At 61.1% G+C, this 14,898-nt stretch carries 17 protein-coding genes; 5 read left to right on the plus strand and 12 right to left on the minus strand.

Features of this window, described 5'->3' with window-relative positions:
* Positions 1–36 precede the first annotated feature (36 nt).
* The 4 genes from ACI77I_RS04245 to ACI77I_RS04260 all read left to right on the plus strand — a co-directional run bounded on the left by ACI77I_RS04245 (position 37) and on the right by ACI77I_RS04260 (position 3,611).
* Positions 37–375 carry a YbaB/EbfC family nucleoid-associated protein gene (locus ACI77I_RS04245; RefSeq protein WP_094949597.1) on the plus strand — a complete coding sequence of 113 codons (339 nt, stop codon included), beginning with the start codon at positions 37–39 and terminating at the stop codon, positions 373–375.
* Between the two features lie 194 nt (positions 376–569).
* Positions 570–1,604: an NADP-dependent oxidoreductase gene (locus ACI77I_RS04250; RefSeq protein ID WP_406997012.1), complete on the plus strand. Its 1,035-nt coding sequence runs from the start codon at positions 570–572 to the stop codon at positions 1,602–1,604.
* Between the two features lie 66 nt (positions 1,605–1,670).
* Positions 1,671–2,273, plus strand: coding sequence for a recombination mediator RecR (gene recR, locus ACI77I_RS04255; protein ID WP_094949599.1), 603 nt, complete (start codon positions 1,671–1,673; stop codon positions 2,271–2,273).
* A 189-nt stretch (positions 2,274–2,462) separates the two neighbouring features.
* On the plus strand, positions 2,463–3,611 hold the full coding sequence (locus ACI77I_RS04260; protein ID WP_263273777.1) for an acyl-CoA dehydrogenase family protein: 1,149 nt from the start codon (positions 2,463–2,465) through the stop codon (positions 3,609–3,611).
* A 123-nt stretch (positions 3,612–3,734) separates the two neighbouring features.
* Here the strand turns inward: ACI77I_RS04260 and ACI77I_RS04265 are convergent, their stop codons facing one another.
* Together ACI77I_RS04265 and fnr are read right to left on the minus strand one after the other, a co-directional pair.
* Entirely contained in the window at positions 3,735–4,283 is a 549-nt protein-coding gene (locus ACI77I_RS04265) for an adenine phosphoribosyltransferase (protein WP_046035975.1), read from the minus strand.
* A gap of 81 nt (positions 4,284–4,364) precedes the next feature.
* Positions 4,365–5,099 (minus strand): fumarate/nitrate reduction transcriptional regulator Fnr, encoded by a 735-nt coding sequence (fnr, locus tag ACI77I_RS04270; RefSeq protein ID WP_242151813.1) that lies wholly within the window; start codon positions 5,097–5,099, stop codon positions 4,365–4,367.
* A gap of 153 nt (positions 5,100–5,252) precedes the next feature.
* On the opposite strand from fnr, the gene ACI77I_RS04275 reads away from it, so the two are divergent.
* Positions 5,253–5,717, plus strand: a complete 465-nt coding sequence (locus tag ACI77I_RS04275; RefSeq protein WP_406997055.1) for a hypothetical protein — start codon at positions 5,253–5,255, stop codon at positions 5,715–5,717.
* A gap of 5 nt (positions 5,718–5,722) precedes the next feature.
* On the opposite strand, the gene hemN is transcribed toward ACI77I_RS04275, so the two are convergent.
* The 10 genes from hemN to ACI77I_RS04325 form a co-directional block, all read right to left on the minus strand.
* Positions 5,723–7,105, minus strand: a complete 1,383-nt coding sequence (hemN, locus tag ACI77I_RS04280; protein WP_242151809.1) for an oxygen-independent coproporphyrinogen III oxidase — start codon at positions 7,103–7,105, stop codon at positions 5,723–5,725.
* A 103-nt stretch (positions 7,106–7,208) separates the two neighbouring features.
* Positions 7,209–7,892, minus strand: a complete 684-nt coding sequence (locus tag ACI77I_RS04285) for a sulfite exporter TauE/SafE family protein (RefSeq protein WP_094949604.1) — start codon at positions 7,890–7,892, stop codon at positions 7,209–7,211.
* The gene (gene ccoS, locus ACI77I_RS04290) at positions 7,885–8,097 is read right to left on the minus strand and encodes a cbb3-type cytochrome oxidase assembly protein CcoS (RefSeq protein ID WP_017735332.1); all 213 of its coding nucleotides are present in this window, start codon (positions 8,095–8,097) and stop codon (positions 7,885–7,887) included. Before ccoS ends, ACI77I_RS04285 begins: the two co-directional genes overlap by 8 nt.
* Before the next feature lie 22 nt (positions 8,098–8,119).
* Positions 8,120–10,570, minus strand: a complete 2,451-nt coding sequence (locus tag ACI77I_RS04295) for a heavy metal translocating P-type ATPase (protein ID WP_406997014.1) — start codon at positions 10,568–10,570, stop codon at positions 8,120–8,122.
* Between the two features lie 149 nt (positions 10,571–10,719).
* Positions 10,720–11,259 (minus strand): FixH family protein, encoded by a 540-nt coding sequence (locus tag ACI77I_RS04300; RefSeq protein WP_094949606.1) that lies wholly within the window; start codon positions 11,257–11,259, stop codon positions 10,720–10,722.
* Between the two features lie 31 nt (positions 11,260–11,290).
* On the minus strand, positions 11,291–12,706 hold the full coding sequence (ccoG, locus tag ACI77I_RS04305; RefSeq protein WP_242151798.1) for a cytochrome c oxidase accessory protein CcoG: 1,416 nt from the start codon (positions 12,704–12,706) through the stop codon (positions 11,291–11,293).
* Positions 12,707–12,913: 207 nt separating this feature from the next.
* On the minus strand, positions 12,914–13,324 hold the full coding sequence (locus tag ACI77I_RS04310; RefSeq protein ID WP_406980198.1) for a type II toxin-antitoxin system VapC family toxin: 411 nt from the start codon (positions 13,322–13,324) through the stop codon (positions 12,914–12,916).
* Entirely contained in the window at positions 13,324–13,578 is a 255-nt protein-coding gene (locus ACI77I_RS04315) for a type II toxin-antitoxin system Phd/YefM family antitoxin (protein WP_016979309.1), read from the minus strand. Before ACI77I_RS04315 ends, ACI77I_RS04310 begins: the two co-directional genes overlap by 1 nt.
* Before the next feature lie 157 nt (positions 13,579–13,735).
* Complete coding sequence (ccoP, locus tag ACI77I_RS04320; protein WP_406980197.1) at positions 13,736–14,713, minus strand: cytochrome-c oxidase, cbb3-type subunit III; 978 nt, start codon at positions 14,711–14,713, stop codon at positions 13,736–13,738.
* Positions 14,710–14,895 carry a CcoQ/FixQ family Cbb3-type cytochrome c oxidase assembly chaperone gene (locus tag ACI77I_RS04325; protein ID WP_003183474.1) on the minus strand — a complete coding sequence of 62 codons (186 nt, stop codon included), beginning with the start codon at positions 14,893–14,895 and terminating at the stop codon, positions 14,710–14,712. The genes ccoP and ACI77I_RS04325 overlap by 4 nt, the downstream gene beginning before the upstream one ends.
* Positions 14,896–14,898 lie beyond the last annotated feature (3 nt).

Consider the following 14,898-nt stretch of genomic DNA (forward strand, 5'->3'; position numbering starts at 1 on the left):
TACTAACTTGATCCACGTACTTTTGAGGTGATTCCCATGATGAAAGGTGGCATGGCCGGCCTGATGAAGCAGGCACAGCAGATGCAGGAAAAGATGGCCAAGATGCAGGAAGAACTGGCCAACGCCGAAGTCACCGGTAAAGCCGGTGGCGATATGGTCAGCGTGGTGATGACCGGCCGTCACGACATCAAGCGCGTGAGCATCGACCCAAGCGTGTTGCCAGGCACCAGCGAAGATGACCTGGAAATGCTTGAAGCGCTGTTCGCCGCGGCCGTCAACGATGCCGTGCGCAAGATCGAAGCCAACAGCCAGGACAAAATGTCCGGCGTGACCGCTGGCATGCAACTGCCGCCGGGCATGAAGCTGCCGTTCTGATCAGCTGCCAATAGCTAGACTCAAATGCCAGGCCTCGCGCCTGGCATTTTTGTCTCTGGCGAGCGGGCTTGTCGAATCGGCGCACCGCCCGCGTTGGGCTGCGAAGCGCCCCCAGTACGTCACTCGAGCTGAACCTCGGTCGAGTCAGCGTGGTCTGCACCCTATACCGATGGATTCGATAAAGGAGCCTCCTCATGCCTCAAGAACCAATTCTCAACCAGCGCATCGTCCTGGTCTCGCGCCCGCAAGGTGCGCCGACCCCGGAAAACTTTCGCCTGGAGCGTGTGAATCTGCCGGAGCTGGCAGACGGCCAGGTCCTCTTGAAAACGCTGTACTTGTCCCTCGACCCGTACATGCGCGGCCGTATGAGTGACGCACCGTCCTACGCCGCGCCGGTGGAAATCGACGAAGTGATGACCGGTGGCTCTGTCAGCCGTGTCGAGCAGTCGCGGTCTCCGAAATTTGCAGTGGGCGACCTGGTGGTCGGCTCCACCGGCTGGCAAAGCCACAGCATTTGCGATGGCCGCAACCTGATGCCGGTGCCCAAGGGCCTGCTCAGCCCGTCGATGGCGTTGGGTGTGCTGGGTATGCCGGGCATGACCGCGTACATGGGCCTGATGGACATCGGCCAGCCCAAGGCCGGGGAAACCCTGGTGGTCGCGGCGGCGTCTGGTGCAGTGGGCTCAGTGGTGGGTCAGGTGGCCAAGCTCAAGGGCTTGCGTGTGGTAGGGATCGCCGGTGGCGCGGACAAGTGCCGCTACGTGGTGGACGAGCTGGGGTTTGACGCCTGCATCGATCACAAGAGCGCCAACTTCGCCAATGAGCTGGCCCTGGCGTGCTTCGAAGGCGTGGATATCTATTTCGAAAACGTCGGCGGCAAGGTGTTTGACGCGGTGCTGCCGCTGCTTAACCCCAAGGCGCGGGTGCCCCTGTGCGGCTTGATCGCCGGCTACAACGCCCATGAAGCGCCCAGCGGGCCTGACCGCTTGCCGGCGCTGCAACGCACCTTGCTGACCAAGCGCGTGCGCATCCAGGGCTTTATCGTGTTTGACGACTATGGCGATCGCCAGCCGGAATTCCTCAGCGCCATGGCGCCATGGGTGCGCGATGGCAAGATCAAGTTCCGCGAAGACGTGGTCGAGGGTCTGGAGCAGGCGCCCGAGGCCTTTATCGGTTTGCTCGAGGGACGCAACTTCGGCAAGTTGGTGGTACGCGTCGCGCAGGATTGACCATTTGACGCTAATCCGAGGCGCGGGTATAAACCGCGTCTCGTTGTTTTGTCGGACCATTCGCTCATGAGCTTCAGCCCCCTGATTCGCCAACTGATCGACGCCCTGCGCACCTTGCCAGGCGTGGGCCAGAAAACCGCCCAGCGCATGGCGCTGCAACTGCTGGAGCGTGATCGCAGTGGCGGCACACGGTTGGCCCAGGCCTTGAGCCAGGCCATGACCGGTGTGGGCCACTGCCGCCAGTGCCGCACCCTCACCGAAGAAGACCTTTGCCCGCAATGCGCTGACACACGCCGCGATGACACGCTGCTGTGTGTGGTCGAAGGGCCGATGGATGTGTACGCGGTGGAGCAAACGGGTTATCGCGGGCGCTACTTTGTGCTCAAAGGGCACCTGTCGCCGCTGGACGGCCTGGGGCCGGAGGCGATCGGCATTCCGCAACTGGTGGCGCGTATCGAAGAACAGGGCACGTTCACCGAAGTGATCCTGGCGACCAACCCGACCGTGGAAGGTGAAGCAACCGCGCATTACATCGCCCAGTTGCTGAGCAATAAAGGCTTGATTACCTCGCGTATCGCCCATGGCGTGCCGTTGGGTGGTGAGCTGGAGTTGGTGGATGGCGGGACGTTGGCGCATTCGTTTGCGGGTCGCAAACCGATCGCGCTTTAAAGAACAACACAGTCCAAAATGTGGGAGCTGGCTTGCCTGCGATGGCGGTGGATCAGGGACAGTGATGTCGCCTGACACGCCGCTATCGCAGGCAAGCCAGCTCCCACATTGGTTTTGTGTTGCAAGTGAGCTCTTGAAAACCAAGCAAGCGCTTGGTAAGTTCGCTCCACCTCACCGTGGAGCTTGCCGATGTCTGCCTATCAGGACTACTTCGACCCCAGCCACCAATTGGTCCGCGACAGCGTGCGCCGTTTTGTCGAGCGCGAGATGTTGCCGGGCATCGAGCAATGGGAGGAGGCCGAAAGCTTTCCCCGTGAGCTGTACCTCAAGGCCGGTGCGGCGGGGATCCTGGGCATCGGTTACCCCGAAAGCCTGGGCGGCAGCCATGAAGGTGATCTGTTCGCCAAGGTCGCCGCCAGCGAAGAATTGATGCGCTGCGGTTCCGGCGGTGTGGTAGCCGGCCTGGGTTCGCTGGATATCGGCCTGCCGCCGGTCGTCAAATGGGCGCGCCCCGAGGTGCGTGAGCGTGTTGCGCCCCAGGTCTTGGCCGGCGAAAAGATCATCGCCCTGGCCGTGACCGAACCCGGTGGCGGCTCCGATGTGGCCAACCTGCAAACCCGCGCCACCCGTGACGGTGAGCATTACCGCGTGAGTGGCAGTAAAACCTTTATCACCAGCGGCATCCGTGCCGATTTCTACACCGTGGCTGTACGCACCGGCGGGCCGGGCTTTGGCGGTATCAGCTTATTGCTCATCGAAAAACACACGCCGGGTTTTACTGTCGGCCAACCGCTGAAGAAAATGGGCTGGTGGGCGTCGGACACGGCTGAACTGTTCTTCGATAATTGCAAGGTGCCAGTGGGCAACCTGATCGGCGTCGAGAACATGGGCTTTGCCTGCATCATGGGCAACTTCCAGAGCGAGCGCCTGGCCCTGGCGTTGATGGCCAATATGACCGCGCAGCTGGCGCTGGAGGAAAGCCTCACGTGGGCCGCCCAGCGGGAAGCCTTCGGCAAGCCCATCGGCAAATTTCAGGTACTCAAGCATCGGTTGGCGGAAATGGCCACTGCGGTGGAGGTCTCGCGGGAATTTACCTACCGCCAGGCGGCGAAGATGGCGGCCGGCAAGAGTGTGATCAAGGAAATTTCCATGGCCAAGAACCTGGCCACCGACACCGCTGACCGCGTGACCTACGACGCCGTGCAGATTCTCGGCGGCCAGGGCTATATGCGCGGCAGTCTGGTGGAGCGGCTGTACCGCGACAACCGCATCCTCTCCATCGGCGGCGGGACGCGTGAGGTGATGAATGAAATCATCAGTAAGCAGATGGGGCTTTGATCGGTGGTGCTCTTTCGAACGCTATCGCAGGCAAGTCGAATCGTCGCACCTCAGCTCCCACAGGTGGCCGCGTTCCAATGTGGGAGCCGGGCTTGCCCGCGATGAGGCCCTAACAGACAACCTTTAACGCTCAGTCAGCGCAAACTGCGTCAGGCAAAACGTCGGAATCCCCATGTCTTCCAGGCGCTGCGAGCCACCCAGCTCCGGCAAATCGATAATTGCCGCCGCTTCGAAGATCTTCGCCCCCATGCGCCGCACCAGATTAGCCGCGGCGATCAAGGTGCCGCCCGTGGCGATCAGGTCATCGAACATCAATACCGAGTCGCCTTCACACAAGCTGTCGGCGTGCACTTCAAGGAAGGCTTCGCCGTATTCGGTCTGGTAACCCTCGGCTAGCACGTCAGCTGGCAACTTGCCCTGTTTGCGGAACAGGATCAGCGGTTTGTTCAGTTGGTAGGCGATGATCGAACCGATCAGGAAGCCACGCGCATCCATCGCGCCGATATGGGTGAAGTCGGCTTCGACATAACGCTGGGCAAAACTGTCAGCGACCAGGCGCAGGGCGCGCGGCGATTGGAACAGCGGCGTGATATCGCGAAAGATCACCCCTGGCTTGGGGAAGTCGATGACAGGGCGGATCAGGGATTTGATGTCGAACGAATCGAAGGTCATCGTCGAAGAGTCCTGGAAGCGGAAAACGGACTCGAAGTATACCTGCGGCCTCGCCGATTGGCGCGGCCGCAAGCGTCTGGATCAGACCTCCAGCGAGCCCCCGGCCAGCGCACACAGCTGGATCGGGTCGAGGATGTGTACTTCCTTGCCTTCGGCGGCAATCAGCTCGTTCTGCTGAAAACGGGTGAATACGCGGGACACGGTTTCCACCGCGAGGCCCAGGTAATTACCGATTTCATTGCGCGACATGCTCAAGCGGAACTGGTTGGCCGAGAACCCACGGGCACGGAAACGTGCCGACAGGTTGACCAGGAACGTGGCGATGCGCTCGTCGGCGGTTTTCTTCGACAACAGCAGCATCATCTGCTGGTCGTCGCGAATTTCGCGGCTCATCACGCGCATCAGTTGGCGACGCAACTGTGGCAATTGCAGGGCCAGTTCATCCAGGCGCTCGAAGGGGATTTCGCACACCGAGGTCGTCTCCAGCGCTTGGGCCGACACCGGGTGAATCTCAGTGTCCATGCCCGACAGCCCAACCAGTTCGCTGGGCAGGTGGAAGCCGGTGATCTGCTCTTCGCCGCTGTCGCTTAGGCTGAACGTCTTTAATGCCCCCGAACGCACTGCATAAACGGAATCGAATTTGTCGCCCTGGCGGAACAGAAACTCGCCTTTTTTCAGCGGGCGGCCGCGTTTAACGATGTCGTCCAGCGCTTCCATGTCTTCCAAATTCAATGAAAGTGGCAGGCAGAGGGGAGCCAGGCTGCAATCCTTGCAGTGAACCTGGCTGTGAGCGCGCAGTTTAGCTGGCTCGGACATTTCTTAAATCCTTGTGGGAAAACACACATAAGACGTAAGGGTAACGCACTGGGGGGCGATCAGGCCAGCGTGTACAAAAAAGCAGCAGGGTATAAAGATTTTGAGAAAATAGTCGATAAGGAGCTATCGATCATGAACTCGGAGGTTCAAGAGATGCTTCCCCTTAGTACTGAACTCGCCTCTCGCACTTTGATTCAGAAGCTGCCCGAGACGACCAAAAAAGAGCCAGCTCAGAGCAACGCGGTTAACCCTGCGGCTGAAGATTCCAACCCTGCAGTGTCGGTGACCATTTCCGGTGCGGCGATGAAAGCGGCAGCGGGTGAAAAAACGTCTAACAGTGATATTGACGACAGCGGCCTGTCTGACACCCTCAAAAATCTGCTGAAGAGGATTCGCGAGATCAGAAAACAGATTGCTGAGAAGCAGGCCGAAATGGCTGCGGTGATGGCTGACAGAAGTCTTAGCCCTGAGCAGGCCCAGGCCAAAGTGGCCGGGCTGCAAACTGCCTTGGCTGGGCTGCAGAGCGCGCTGACCACTGCCCAGGCGTCCCTGTCCAAGGCGATGAAAGACATGAGCGCTGCTGATGCGGTCAAGGCTGCCGGCCTGGCAATGAAGTAACTGCTTCAGATCACCCGCGAGAAGCGCTGCCTGTTCTGATGCTCCAGGTAGGCATCGAACACCATGCACACCGAGCGTACCAACAAGCGCCCGGCGGGCAGTACGCGAATGCCCTGTGCGTCCAGTTCGATCAGCCCGTCTGCGGCCATTGTCTCCAGTTGCGGCCATAGTTCGTCGAAATAGCCGCGAAAATCGATATTGAAAGTCTGTTCGACCTGCTCGAATCTCAGGCTGAAATTGCAGATCAACTGCTGAATGACCTCACGCCGTAACCGATCGTCCGTGGTGCACACCAGGCCACGGCTGGTAGCCAGTTGCGCGCCGGCCAAGGCGTTCTGGTAATGGTTGAGGTCGCTGCTGTTCTGGCAGTACAGGTCGCCGATCTGGCTGATCGCCGACACGCCCAGGCCAATCAAGTCGCAATGCCCGTGGGTGGTATAGCCCTGGAAGTTGCGTTGCAGCGTGCCTTCTTCCTGGGCGATGGCCAGCTCATCATCCGGCAGGGCGAAATGGTCCATGCCGATGTAGCGATAGCCGGCGCGGGTCAACTGCTCGATGGTGGTTTGCAGCATCAACAGTTTTTCCGCCGGGGAGGGCAGGTCGTCGGTGTTGATGCGCCGCTGCGGCATGAAGCGTTCCGGCAGGTGTGCGTAGTTAAATACCGACAAGCGATCCGGTTGCAGGTTGATCACTTCTTCAACGGTGCGCGCGAAGTTGATCGGCGTTTGCTTGGGCAAGCCGTAGATCAGGTCGATGTTGATCGAGCGAAATTGCAGGGTGCGCGCCGCATCAATCACTGCGCGGGTTTCTTCCAGGCTTTGCAAGCGGTTGACCGCGCGCTGGACCTCGGGGTCGAGGTCCTGCAGGCCGATGCTCACGCGGTTGAAGCCTAGCTCGCGCAGCAGGCCCATGGTTGCCCAGTCGGCTTCACGTGGGTCGATCTCGATGCCGTAGTCGCCCGAGTCATCGTCGAGTAAGTTGAAATGCTGACGCAGGCTTGCCATCAACTGGCGCAGTTCGTCGTGGCTGAGAAAGGTCGGCGTACCACCGCCGAAGTGCAACTGCTCCACCGGTTGTTTCGGGTCGAGGTGGCAGGCTACCAGCTGGATTTCCTGCTCCAGGCGTTGCAGATAGGCCTGGGCGCGGCCACGGTCCTTGGTGATGACCTTGTTGCAGGCGCAGTAGTAGCAAATGTTCGCGCAGAACGGCACGTGCACATACAGCGACAAGGGGCGCACGGCCTTGCGGCTGTCGCGCAGGGCATGGAGCAGGTCGAAAGTGCCGACCTGGCTGTCGAATTGTACGGCGGTGGGGTAGGACGTGTAGCGCGGCCCCGCCAAGTCGTAACGGTGAATAAGATCTGTGTCCCAACGAATGGCGTCGAGCATGCGGGCGGTCCCCGGGATTGGCTAGTGGGCCGAGTCTAGGGGCGTGGCGGGTATGGCATCTTGATTTGCATCAACGGGGAGCGGCGCTATGCCACATGGCCTTTTAGTGGCCCATTAGCCAGTGCTGGTGTGGACCTGGCAACGTCCAGATACCGAACAGGATCACCAACAGTCCCCCGGCCACGCGCACACTGCGTTTGCGCAACAACGCCGTAACGCGCTCCGCTGCCAGCCCAGTGGCCAGCAACACCGGCCACGTGCCCAGCCCAAACGCCAGCATCAGCAATGCACTGTCCAACGCATTCCCCTGGCTCGCGGCCCACAGCAGCGTGCTGTAGACCAACCCGCACGGCAGCCAGCCCCACAGCGCGCCCAGCAGTAACGCGCGCGGCAGGCTGGACACCGGCAGCAAACGGTTGGCGACGGGCTGTATGTAGCGCCACAGGCCGCGCCCGAGGCTTTCGATACGGGTGAGCCCGCTCCACCAGCCGGCCAGGTACAGGCCCATGCTGATCAGCAGCAAGCCGGCGAGCACGCGCATGAACATCGCCGCTGGGCTGTTGGCCACCGCCCAGCCGGCCAAGCCGATCAATAACCCGGCAGCGGCATAGCTGAGGATGCGACCCAGGTTGTACGCCAGCAGCAGGCGAAAGCGGCGGCTGCGTTGCTCCTTGGGGATCGCCAGGGTCAGCGCGCCCATCAGCCCACCGCACATGCCCAGGCAGTGGCCGCCGCCCAGCAGGCCGAGGATGAGTGCGGAGACCAGCAGCGGCGCCAGTTCAAGCATGGGGCGGGTCTTTGGGCGGTTGCTCTGGCCCGTTGGCTTCGTCGACAGCCGCCAAGTGATTCGGGTCCTGGTCGTCGAACAGCACGCTGTGGGCAGGGCCGTCGAGGTCGTCGTACTGGCCGCTGTCCACTGCCCAGAAGAAGATGTAAATGGCCACGCCCACTAACAGCAGCGCCGCCGGAATCATCACGTATAGAGCTGGCATCTGCACTCCATGCCCGCGCGGCTCAAGCCGGCAACGGGCGGTTTACTAAAGTGGCGCTTTTAGCCGGCGCGCTCGGCAGGCGAGTCAGGCGCAAGGCGTTGAGCACCACGGTCAACGAGCTGAGGGACATGCCGATCGCCGCCCAGATCGGGGTGATCCAACCGAGCGCCGCAAACGGCAGCATAAGGCCATTGTACAGCCCGGCCCACAGCAGGTTTTCGATGATTACCCGCCGCGTGCGCCGCGCCAGGGTAAACGCCTGCACCAGCGCGTCGAGGCGGTTGGACAGCAGCACGGCATCGGCGCTGGTTTTTGCCAGGTCGGTGGCCGAACCCATCGCCACGCTGATATCGGCGGCGGCGAGCACCGGCACATCGTTGACGCCATCGCCGAGCATCAGCACCTTGCGGCCTTCCTTGTGCAGTTGTTGCAGCACCTGCAGCTTGTCGTCGGGGCGCAGGCCGCCGTGAGCTTCGTCGATGCCCAATTCGGCGGCGACACTGGCGACCATCGGCGAGCTGTCCCCCGACAGCAGCAACGTGCGCCAGCCCCGCGCCTTGCACGCGGCCAGCAGGGCAGGCGCGTCGCTGCGCAGGCGGTCATCGAGCACAAACCAGGCGAGGGCGCCGTTACGGTCGCCGAGCAGCAGCCATTGGCCGGCCTCGTCCGGTGACGCGGGGATCGGGCAACCGCTCAGTTCGCAGACAAAATCGGGCTGGCCGATACGCAACGGGCGCTCACCCACGCAGCCTTCCAGGCCCAGGCCGGGGAAACTCAGAACCTCTTCAGCCGCCAGCGGCGCTCGGCCGAAGGCGCGGGCAATCGGGTGTTCGGAGCGGTTTTCGAGGGCGGCGGCGAGGCCCAGGCATTCATCGCTGTTCAGTGCGCTCAAGGGCCGGATCGCACGTAACGCCAGGCGACCTTCCGTCAGCGTGCCAGTCTTGTCGAAAATCACCGTATCGATCTGGTTCAAGCCTTCCAGCACATGGCCACGGGTCAGCAATAGCCCGAGTGTGTGCAGGGTGCCGGTGGCGGCGGTGAGGGCGGTCGGCGTGGCCAAGGACAGCGCGCACGGGCAGGTCGCTACCAGCATCGCCAGCACAATCCAAAATGCCCGCGACGCGTCCAGCTCCCACCACAACAGGCCGATCAATACGGCGGCGATCAGCGAACACAACAGGAACCACTGCGCGGCGCGGTCGGCGATTTGCGCCAGGCGCGGTTTCTCGGCCTGGGCGCGTTCCAGCAGGCGCACGATGGCGGACAGGCGTGTGTCATGGCCCAAGGCGCGCACCTCGACGGTCAGCGCGCCTTCGACATTGAGCGTGCCGGCGGTGACCGCATCGCCCACGTGGCGTGGTTGCGGCAGGTACTCGCCGGTGAGCAGCGATTCATCAACGCTCGACTGGCCATCGAGGATCACCCCGTCCGCAGGCAATACCGCGCCGGGATGCACCAATACGCGGTCACCCACGGCCAATTCGCTGAGCAGAATGCGTTCGCTCTGGCCATCCTGTTTGAGGCGCAGGCACGAGGCGGGTAACAGGTTGACCAACTGCGCGGTGGCGGCGGCCGTGCGTTCCCGCGCTCGGCGCTCCAGGTAGCGGCCGGCCAGCAGGAACAGCGCGAACATGCCCACTGCGTCGAAATACAACTCGCCGACGCCGGTGATGGCGGTCCAAATGCCCGCCAGGTACGCGCCGCCAATCGCCAAGGACACCGACACATCCATGGTCAGGTGGCGCGTGCGCAAGTCACGCAGGGCACCTTTGAAGAAGGGTGCACAGCTGTAGAAGACGATGGGCGTGGTCAGAAACATCGCCACCCAGCGCAGGATCACGTGCAGCTCGGGGCTCAGGTCGACATTGAATTCCGGCCAAGTGGCCATGGTCGCCATCATCGCCTGGAACCACAGCAACCCTGCCACACCCAGTTGGCGCAGGGCCAGACGGTTCTCGCCAGCCAGTTGCTCGGCGGCGCGATCCGCCTGGTAAGGGTGGGCGGCATAGCCGATGTGGCGCAGCTCGCTGAGCAGCTGGCTCAACGGCAATTGCCCGTCGGCCCAGCGCACGTGCAGGCGGTGGTTGGACAGGTTCAGCCGCGCCTCGGCCACGGCGGGCAGGCTGCGCAGGTGTTTCTCGATCAGCCAGCCACAGGCGGCGCAACTGATGCCTTCCATCAACAGGGTGGTTTCGGCAAGGTCGCCGTCGTGGCGCACAAAGGGTTTTTGCACGTCGGCGCGGTCGTACAGCGCCAGTTCATCGACCAGTTGCACCGGCAGCGCCTCGGGGTTGGCTGAGGCTTCGCTGCGGTGTTGGTAATAGCTTTCCAGCCCACCGGCCACGATGGCCTCGGCCACCGCCTGGCAACCCGGGCAGCAGAGTTCGCGGCGCTCGCCGAGGATTACGGCGGTAAACCGGCTGCCGGGCGGCACGGGCAGGGCGCAGTGGTAGCAGGGGGTTGGGGTGCTCATGGGTATAGATCTTAGTCGCCTGTCCGATGATCGCTCCCACGCTCTGCGTGGTAACGCCTCGCTGGACGCTCCGCGTCCGCTGTTGTGACGCAGAGCGTCACGGGCTGCATTCCCACGCAGAGCGTGGGAACGATCTAAGCGCAGGCTGTTTAATTCTTCAGGTCTTCAGCGCCCTGCAACGGCTCATCACCCAGCAGCAAGTCCTTGTCGTGGCTGACCTGTTCTTCTTCGAACATGCGCCAGGTTCTATCGCCCTCGACACCGAGCAGTTCCACGAAGCGCCGACCTTCGACTTTGTCGGTGACCTGGCCGATGTAGCGGCCGGGTTCGCTGTCACTGCGGGCCAGGTTGATCTTGCGATCCTTCTCTGGCTGGGTCGGGGAAATCAGGTTCAGCTCCAGGGTCGACGGGTTGCTGTTGCCGGTCAGGTGCAATTCGACTTCACCGGTCAACTCGTCCAGGTGCACCTTGGCGCGCAGTTGCAGGGTCTGGGCCAGCAGCTCGCGGTCCAGAGAGCGGTTGATACCTTTGCCGGCCTCGTAGTAGTTGTCGTTGACCAGGTTGTCCGGGTTCTTCACTGCAATGGTCACCATGGACAAGGTCAAGGTCACCGAGCAGGCCAGGATCCCAATGATGATCCAGGGCCAGAGGTGTTTGTACCAAGGGCTTGCGGCAGTGGCTGCGGGCATTGTTGTGCTCTCTAGTTAACGGAGTTTTTTATTAACGAACCTGGGGGCCGATGAATCGGCTCTTGGCTTCAATGTGGACGCTGTCGTCGTCGGCATCCCTGAGGATGAATTGCACCTCGTTGGTGCTCGACGGTAATTGTTCCGGTGCGCTGGAAAGCTCCACCGGCATGCTGAAGATTTCTCCGGCGGCGACCTTGATCTCGCGACGGCCTTGCAGCTTGAGGTCCGGCAGGCCCGAGGCGTCTAGCACGTAGGTGTGGTCGCGCTGGTCCTTGTTCATGATCTTCAGGCTGTAGACGTTTTCGATCCGGCCTTCGGCGTTTTCGCGGTACAGCACACGGTCCTTGCTCACATCAAAGCCCACCAGTGAGCGCATGAAAAATGCGCCGGCCAACAAGCTGATCATCGCCAGCAACACCAACGCATAACCGATCAGGCGCGGGCGTAGCTTGTGGGTTTTCTGCCCGGAAAGGTTGTGCTCGGTGGTGTAGCTGATCAGGCCGCGCGGGTAGTCCATCTTGTCCATGATGTTGTCGCAGGCGTCGATACACGCGGCGCAGCCAATGCACTCGATTTGCAGGCCGTCGCGGATGTCGATACCGGTGGGGCACACCTGCACGCACATCGTGCAATCGATGCAATCGCCCAGGCCTTGGGCCTTGTAGTCGATGCCTTTTTTGCGCGGGCCCCGCACCTCACCACGGCGCGGGTCGTAGGACACGATCAAGGTGTCTTTGTCGAACATCACGCTTTGGAATCGGGCATACGGGCACATGTAGATGCACACCTGTTCGCGCAGCCAGCCGGCGTTGCCATAGGTGGCGAGGGTGAAAAAACCGACCCAGAAATACGACCAGCCATCGGCCTGGCCGGTGAAGAAATCGAACACCAATTCACGGATCGGCGAGAAGTAACCGACGAAGGTCATGCCGGTGACAAATCCGATCAACAACCACAGCGTGTGCTTGCTGAATTTGCGCAGGAATTTATTCGCGCCCATCGGCGCTTTATCCAGCTTGATGCGCTGGTTACGGTCGCCTTCGGTGACCTTTTCGCACCACATGAAGATCCAGGTCCACACGCTTTGTGGGCAGGTATAGCCACACCATACGCGCCCGGCGTACACCGTGATAAAGAACAGGCCAAAGGCAGCGACGATGAGAATGCCCGACAGCAGAATGAAATCCTGGGGCCAGAAAGTCGCGCCAAAAATAAAGAATTTACGCTCCGGCAGGTTCCACCACACGGCCTGATGGCCACCCCAGTTCAGCCACACAGTGCCGAAGTAGAGCAGGAACAAGCCAGCGCCACCGAGCATGCGTAAATTGCGGAACAGGCCGGTGAAGGCACGGGTGTAGATCTTCTCTCGCGACGCATAGAGGTCGACGGATTGGCTCGAGTTTTTGGCAGGCGGGGTAACGTCATGTACCGGTATTTGGTTGCTCATCATTGCATCCCACGGCGGTGGAGATTTGCCTCGGCCAGTACGTGCCAACCGGGGTCAAAAATAGGCTGTTGCAGTGGCGTAATGATACGCCCCTGATACTGCTGAAAGGGTGCGACCTTTGGTCGCGTTGGGGGAAATCAATTGATGGTGTAGGTGACGTGGATCAATTGACTTGTGAAGTATGGCTGGTTTTTGCGCGCAGGCTGGTCATTCGCCCCACGGATTAAGCAATGGAACGCCGCTCGATTTGAAGTCACTGACATTGCGCGTGACGACAGTAAGTCCATGAACCAGAGCAGTGGCAGCAATCAGCGCATCACGTTCATTCGCCTGGTCTGGCACATGCAGATGGGCGCAACGCAAAGCGACTGCGGCATCGACCGGCAGGATTCTGGCATCGAATGCCGGCAGGACATGACGCTTGAGCCAGGTACGCAAAACCTTTCCCTGGGCCGGGTCTCTGCGCTCCATGCGCAGTACCCCGGTTTCCAATTCTTTAAGCGTAATCGCGGAGATAAACATACGCAGCGCAATGACGCTTTTGGCCCAGGCGACCACGTTTGCGTCGGCCTGGGGTTTACGAAGTTCAGAGATTACGTTGGTGTCGAGTAGATACATCAAGAGAGGTCCACGGGTCGATGAGTGATCACGGCGCGTTCGGTTTCGAAGTCGATTTCGGCCGCTTCTGGCATCACCAACAGGTCAACGATGTCGGCGTTGAGGCCTGTCAGTTTCTGGTAGTCCTCAATGCTTAGCAGTACATGGGCAGGCTTGCCGCGATCGGTGATAAAAACCGGCCCCTGACGGGCGGCTTTTTTGGCACCGCTTGTGTCTTGATTGAATTCACGGCTGGAAATGGTGGTGATGGTCATGGGGAATCCCCCTTCGGCAGGCTATATGTAGTTACGTTACTACTTGCCGATGGCAGGCATCAAGCTCGTCGTTACCAGCGGTCATGCGTCCATTGAATCGCTCAGGCGTTAGAAACGAAAAAGCCCCGCAATGCGGGGCTTTTTCGTTGCCGAGGCCTTACTGCTCCTCAGCTTGCTTATCGCCATGGGACAAGCTGTAAACATACGCCGCCAGCAAGTGCACCTTGTCATTGCCCTGCAACAACTCCTGCGCAGGCATCTGACCCTGACGGCCGTAACGAATGGTCTGCTGCAGTTGCGCGAAGCTCGAGCCGTAGATGAATGCGCCCGGGTGTGTCAGGTCGGGGGCGCCCATCGCAGGTGTGCCTTTACCGGCAGGGCCGTGGCAGGCCACGCAGTTGGCGGCGAAGAGTTTCGCGCCGTTGGCCACATCGGCCTTGGCACCTTCCGGCAGTTTGCGGCCGTCGAGGTTGGTCAGCACAAAGGCTGACACGTCGGCCACGCCTTGCTCGCCAATGACTTCGGCCCAGGCCGGCATCACCGCGTGGCGGCCTTTCATGATGGTTTCCTTGATGGTCGCGGGTTCACCGCCCCAGCGCCAGTCGGCATCGGTCAGGTTGGGGAAGCCGTAGGCGCCCTTGGCGTCGGAACCGTGGCACACCGAGCAGTTGGAGGCGAACAGGCGGCCACCCATCTTCAAGGCTTTCGGGTCCTTGGCGACTTCTTCAATCGGCATCGAGGCGAACTTGGCGAAGATCGGCCCGAACTTGGCGTCCGACTTGGCCATTTCCTTTTCCCACTCGTGCACGCCGGTCCAGCCGGTCTGGCCGTTGGCGAAGGCCGTTTGCTTGTCGTTGTCGAGGTAGTTGTAGCCCGGCAGCAGGCCTTTCCAGTTGCCCAAGCCTGGGTACAGCACCAGGTAGCCGAGGGCGAAAATGATGGTGCCGACGAACAGCATGAACCACCATTTTGGCAGCGGGTTGTCGTACTCCTCGATGCCGTCGAACGAGTGGCCGACGGTCTCGTCCGTTTGTTCGGTGCGCTGGCCCTTGCGGGTCGACAGCAGCAGCCAGGTCAGGGCGAAGATGGTACCCAGACTGAGGACTGTGACGTACAGACTCCAGAACGTAGTCATTCTTTGTTACTCCTAGACGCTTGCTCGACGTGCTTGATGGCTTCGGGGTCATCCGCAAAGGGCAACAGGGTTGCGTCGTCAAACTCCGACTTGCGCTTTGGGCTGAACACCCACAGTGCCAGGCCGATAAAGGCCACCATCACCACAACGGTGCCCAGGCCACGAATCATCCCGATATCCATGTA

The organism is Pseudomonas sp. D47, from assembly GCF_045447305.1.
In the GTDB taxonomy this organism is placed as follows: Bacteria; Pseudomonadota; Gammaproteobacteria; order Pseudomonadales; family Pseudomonadaceae; genus Aquipseudomonas.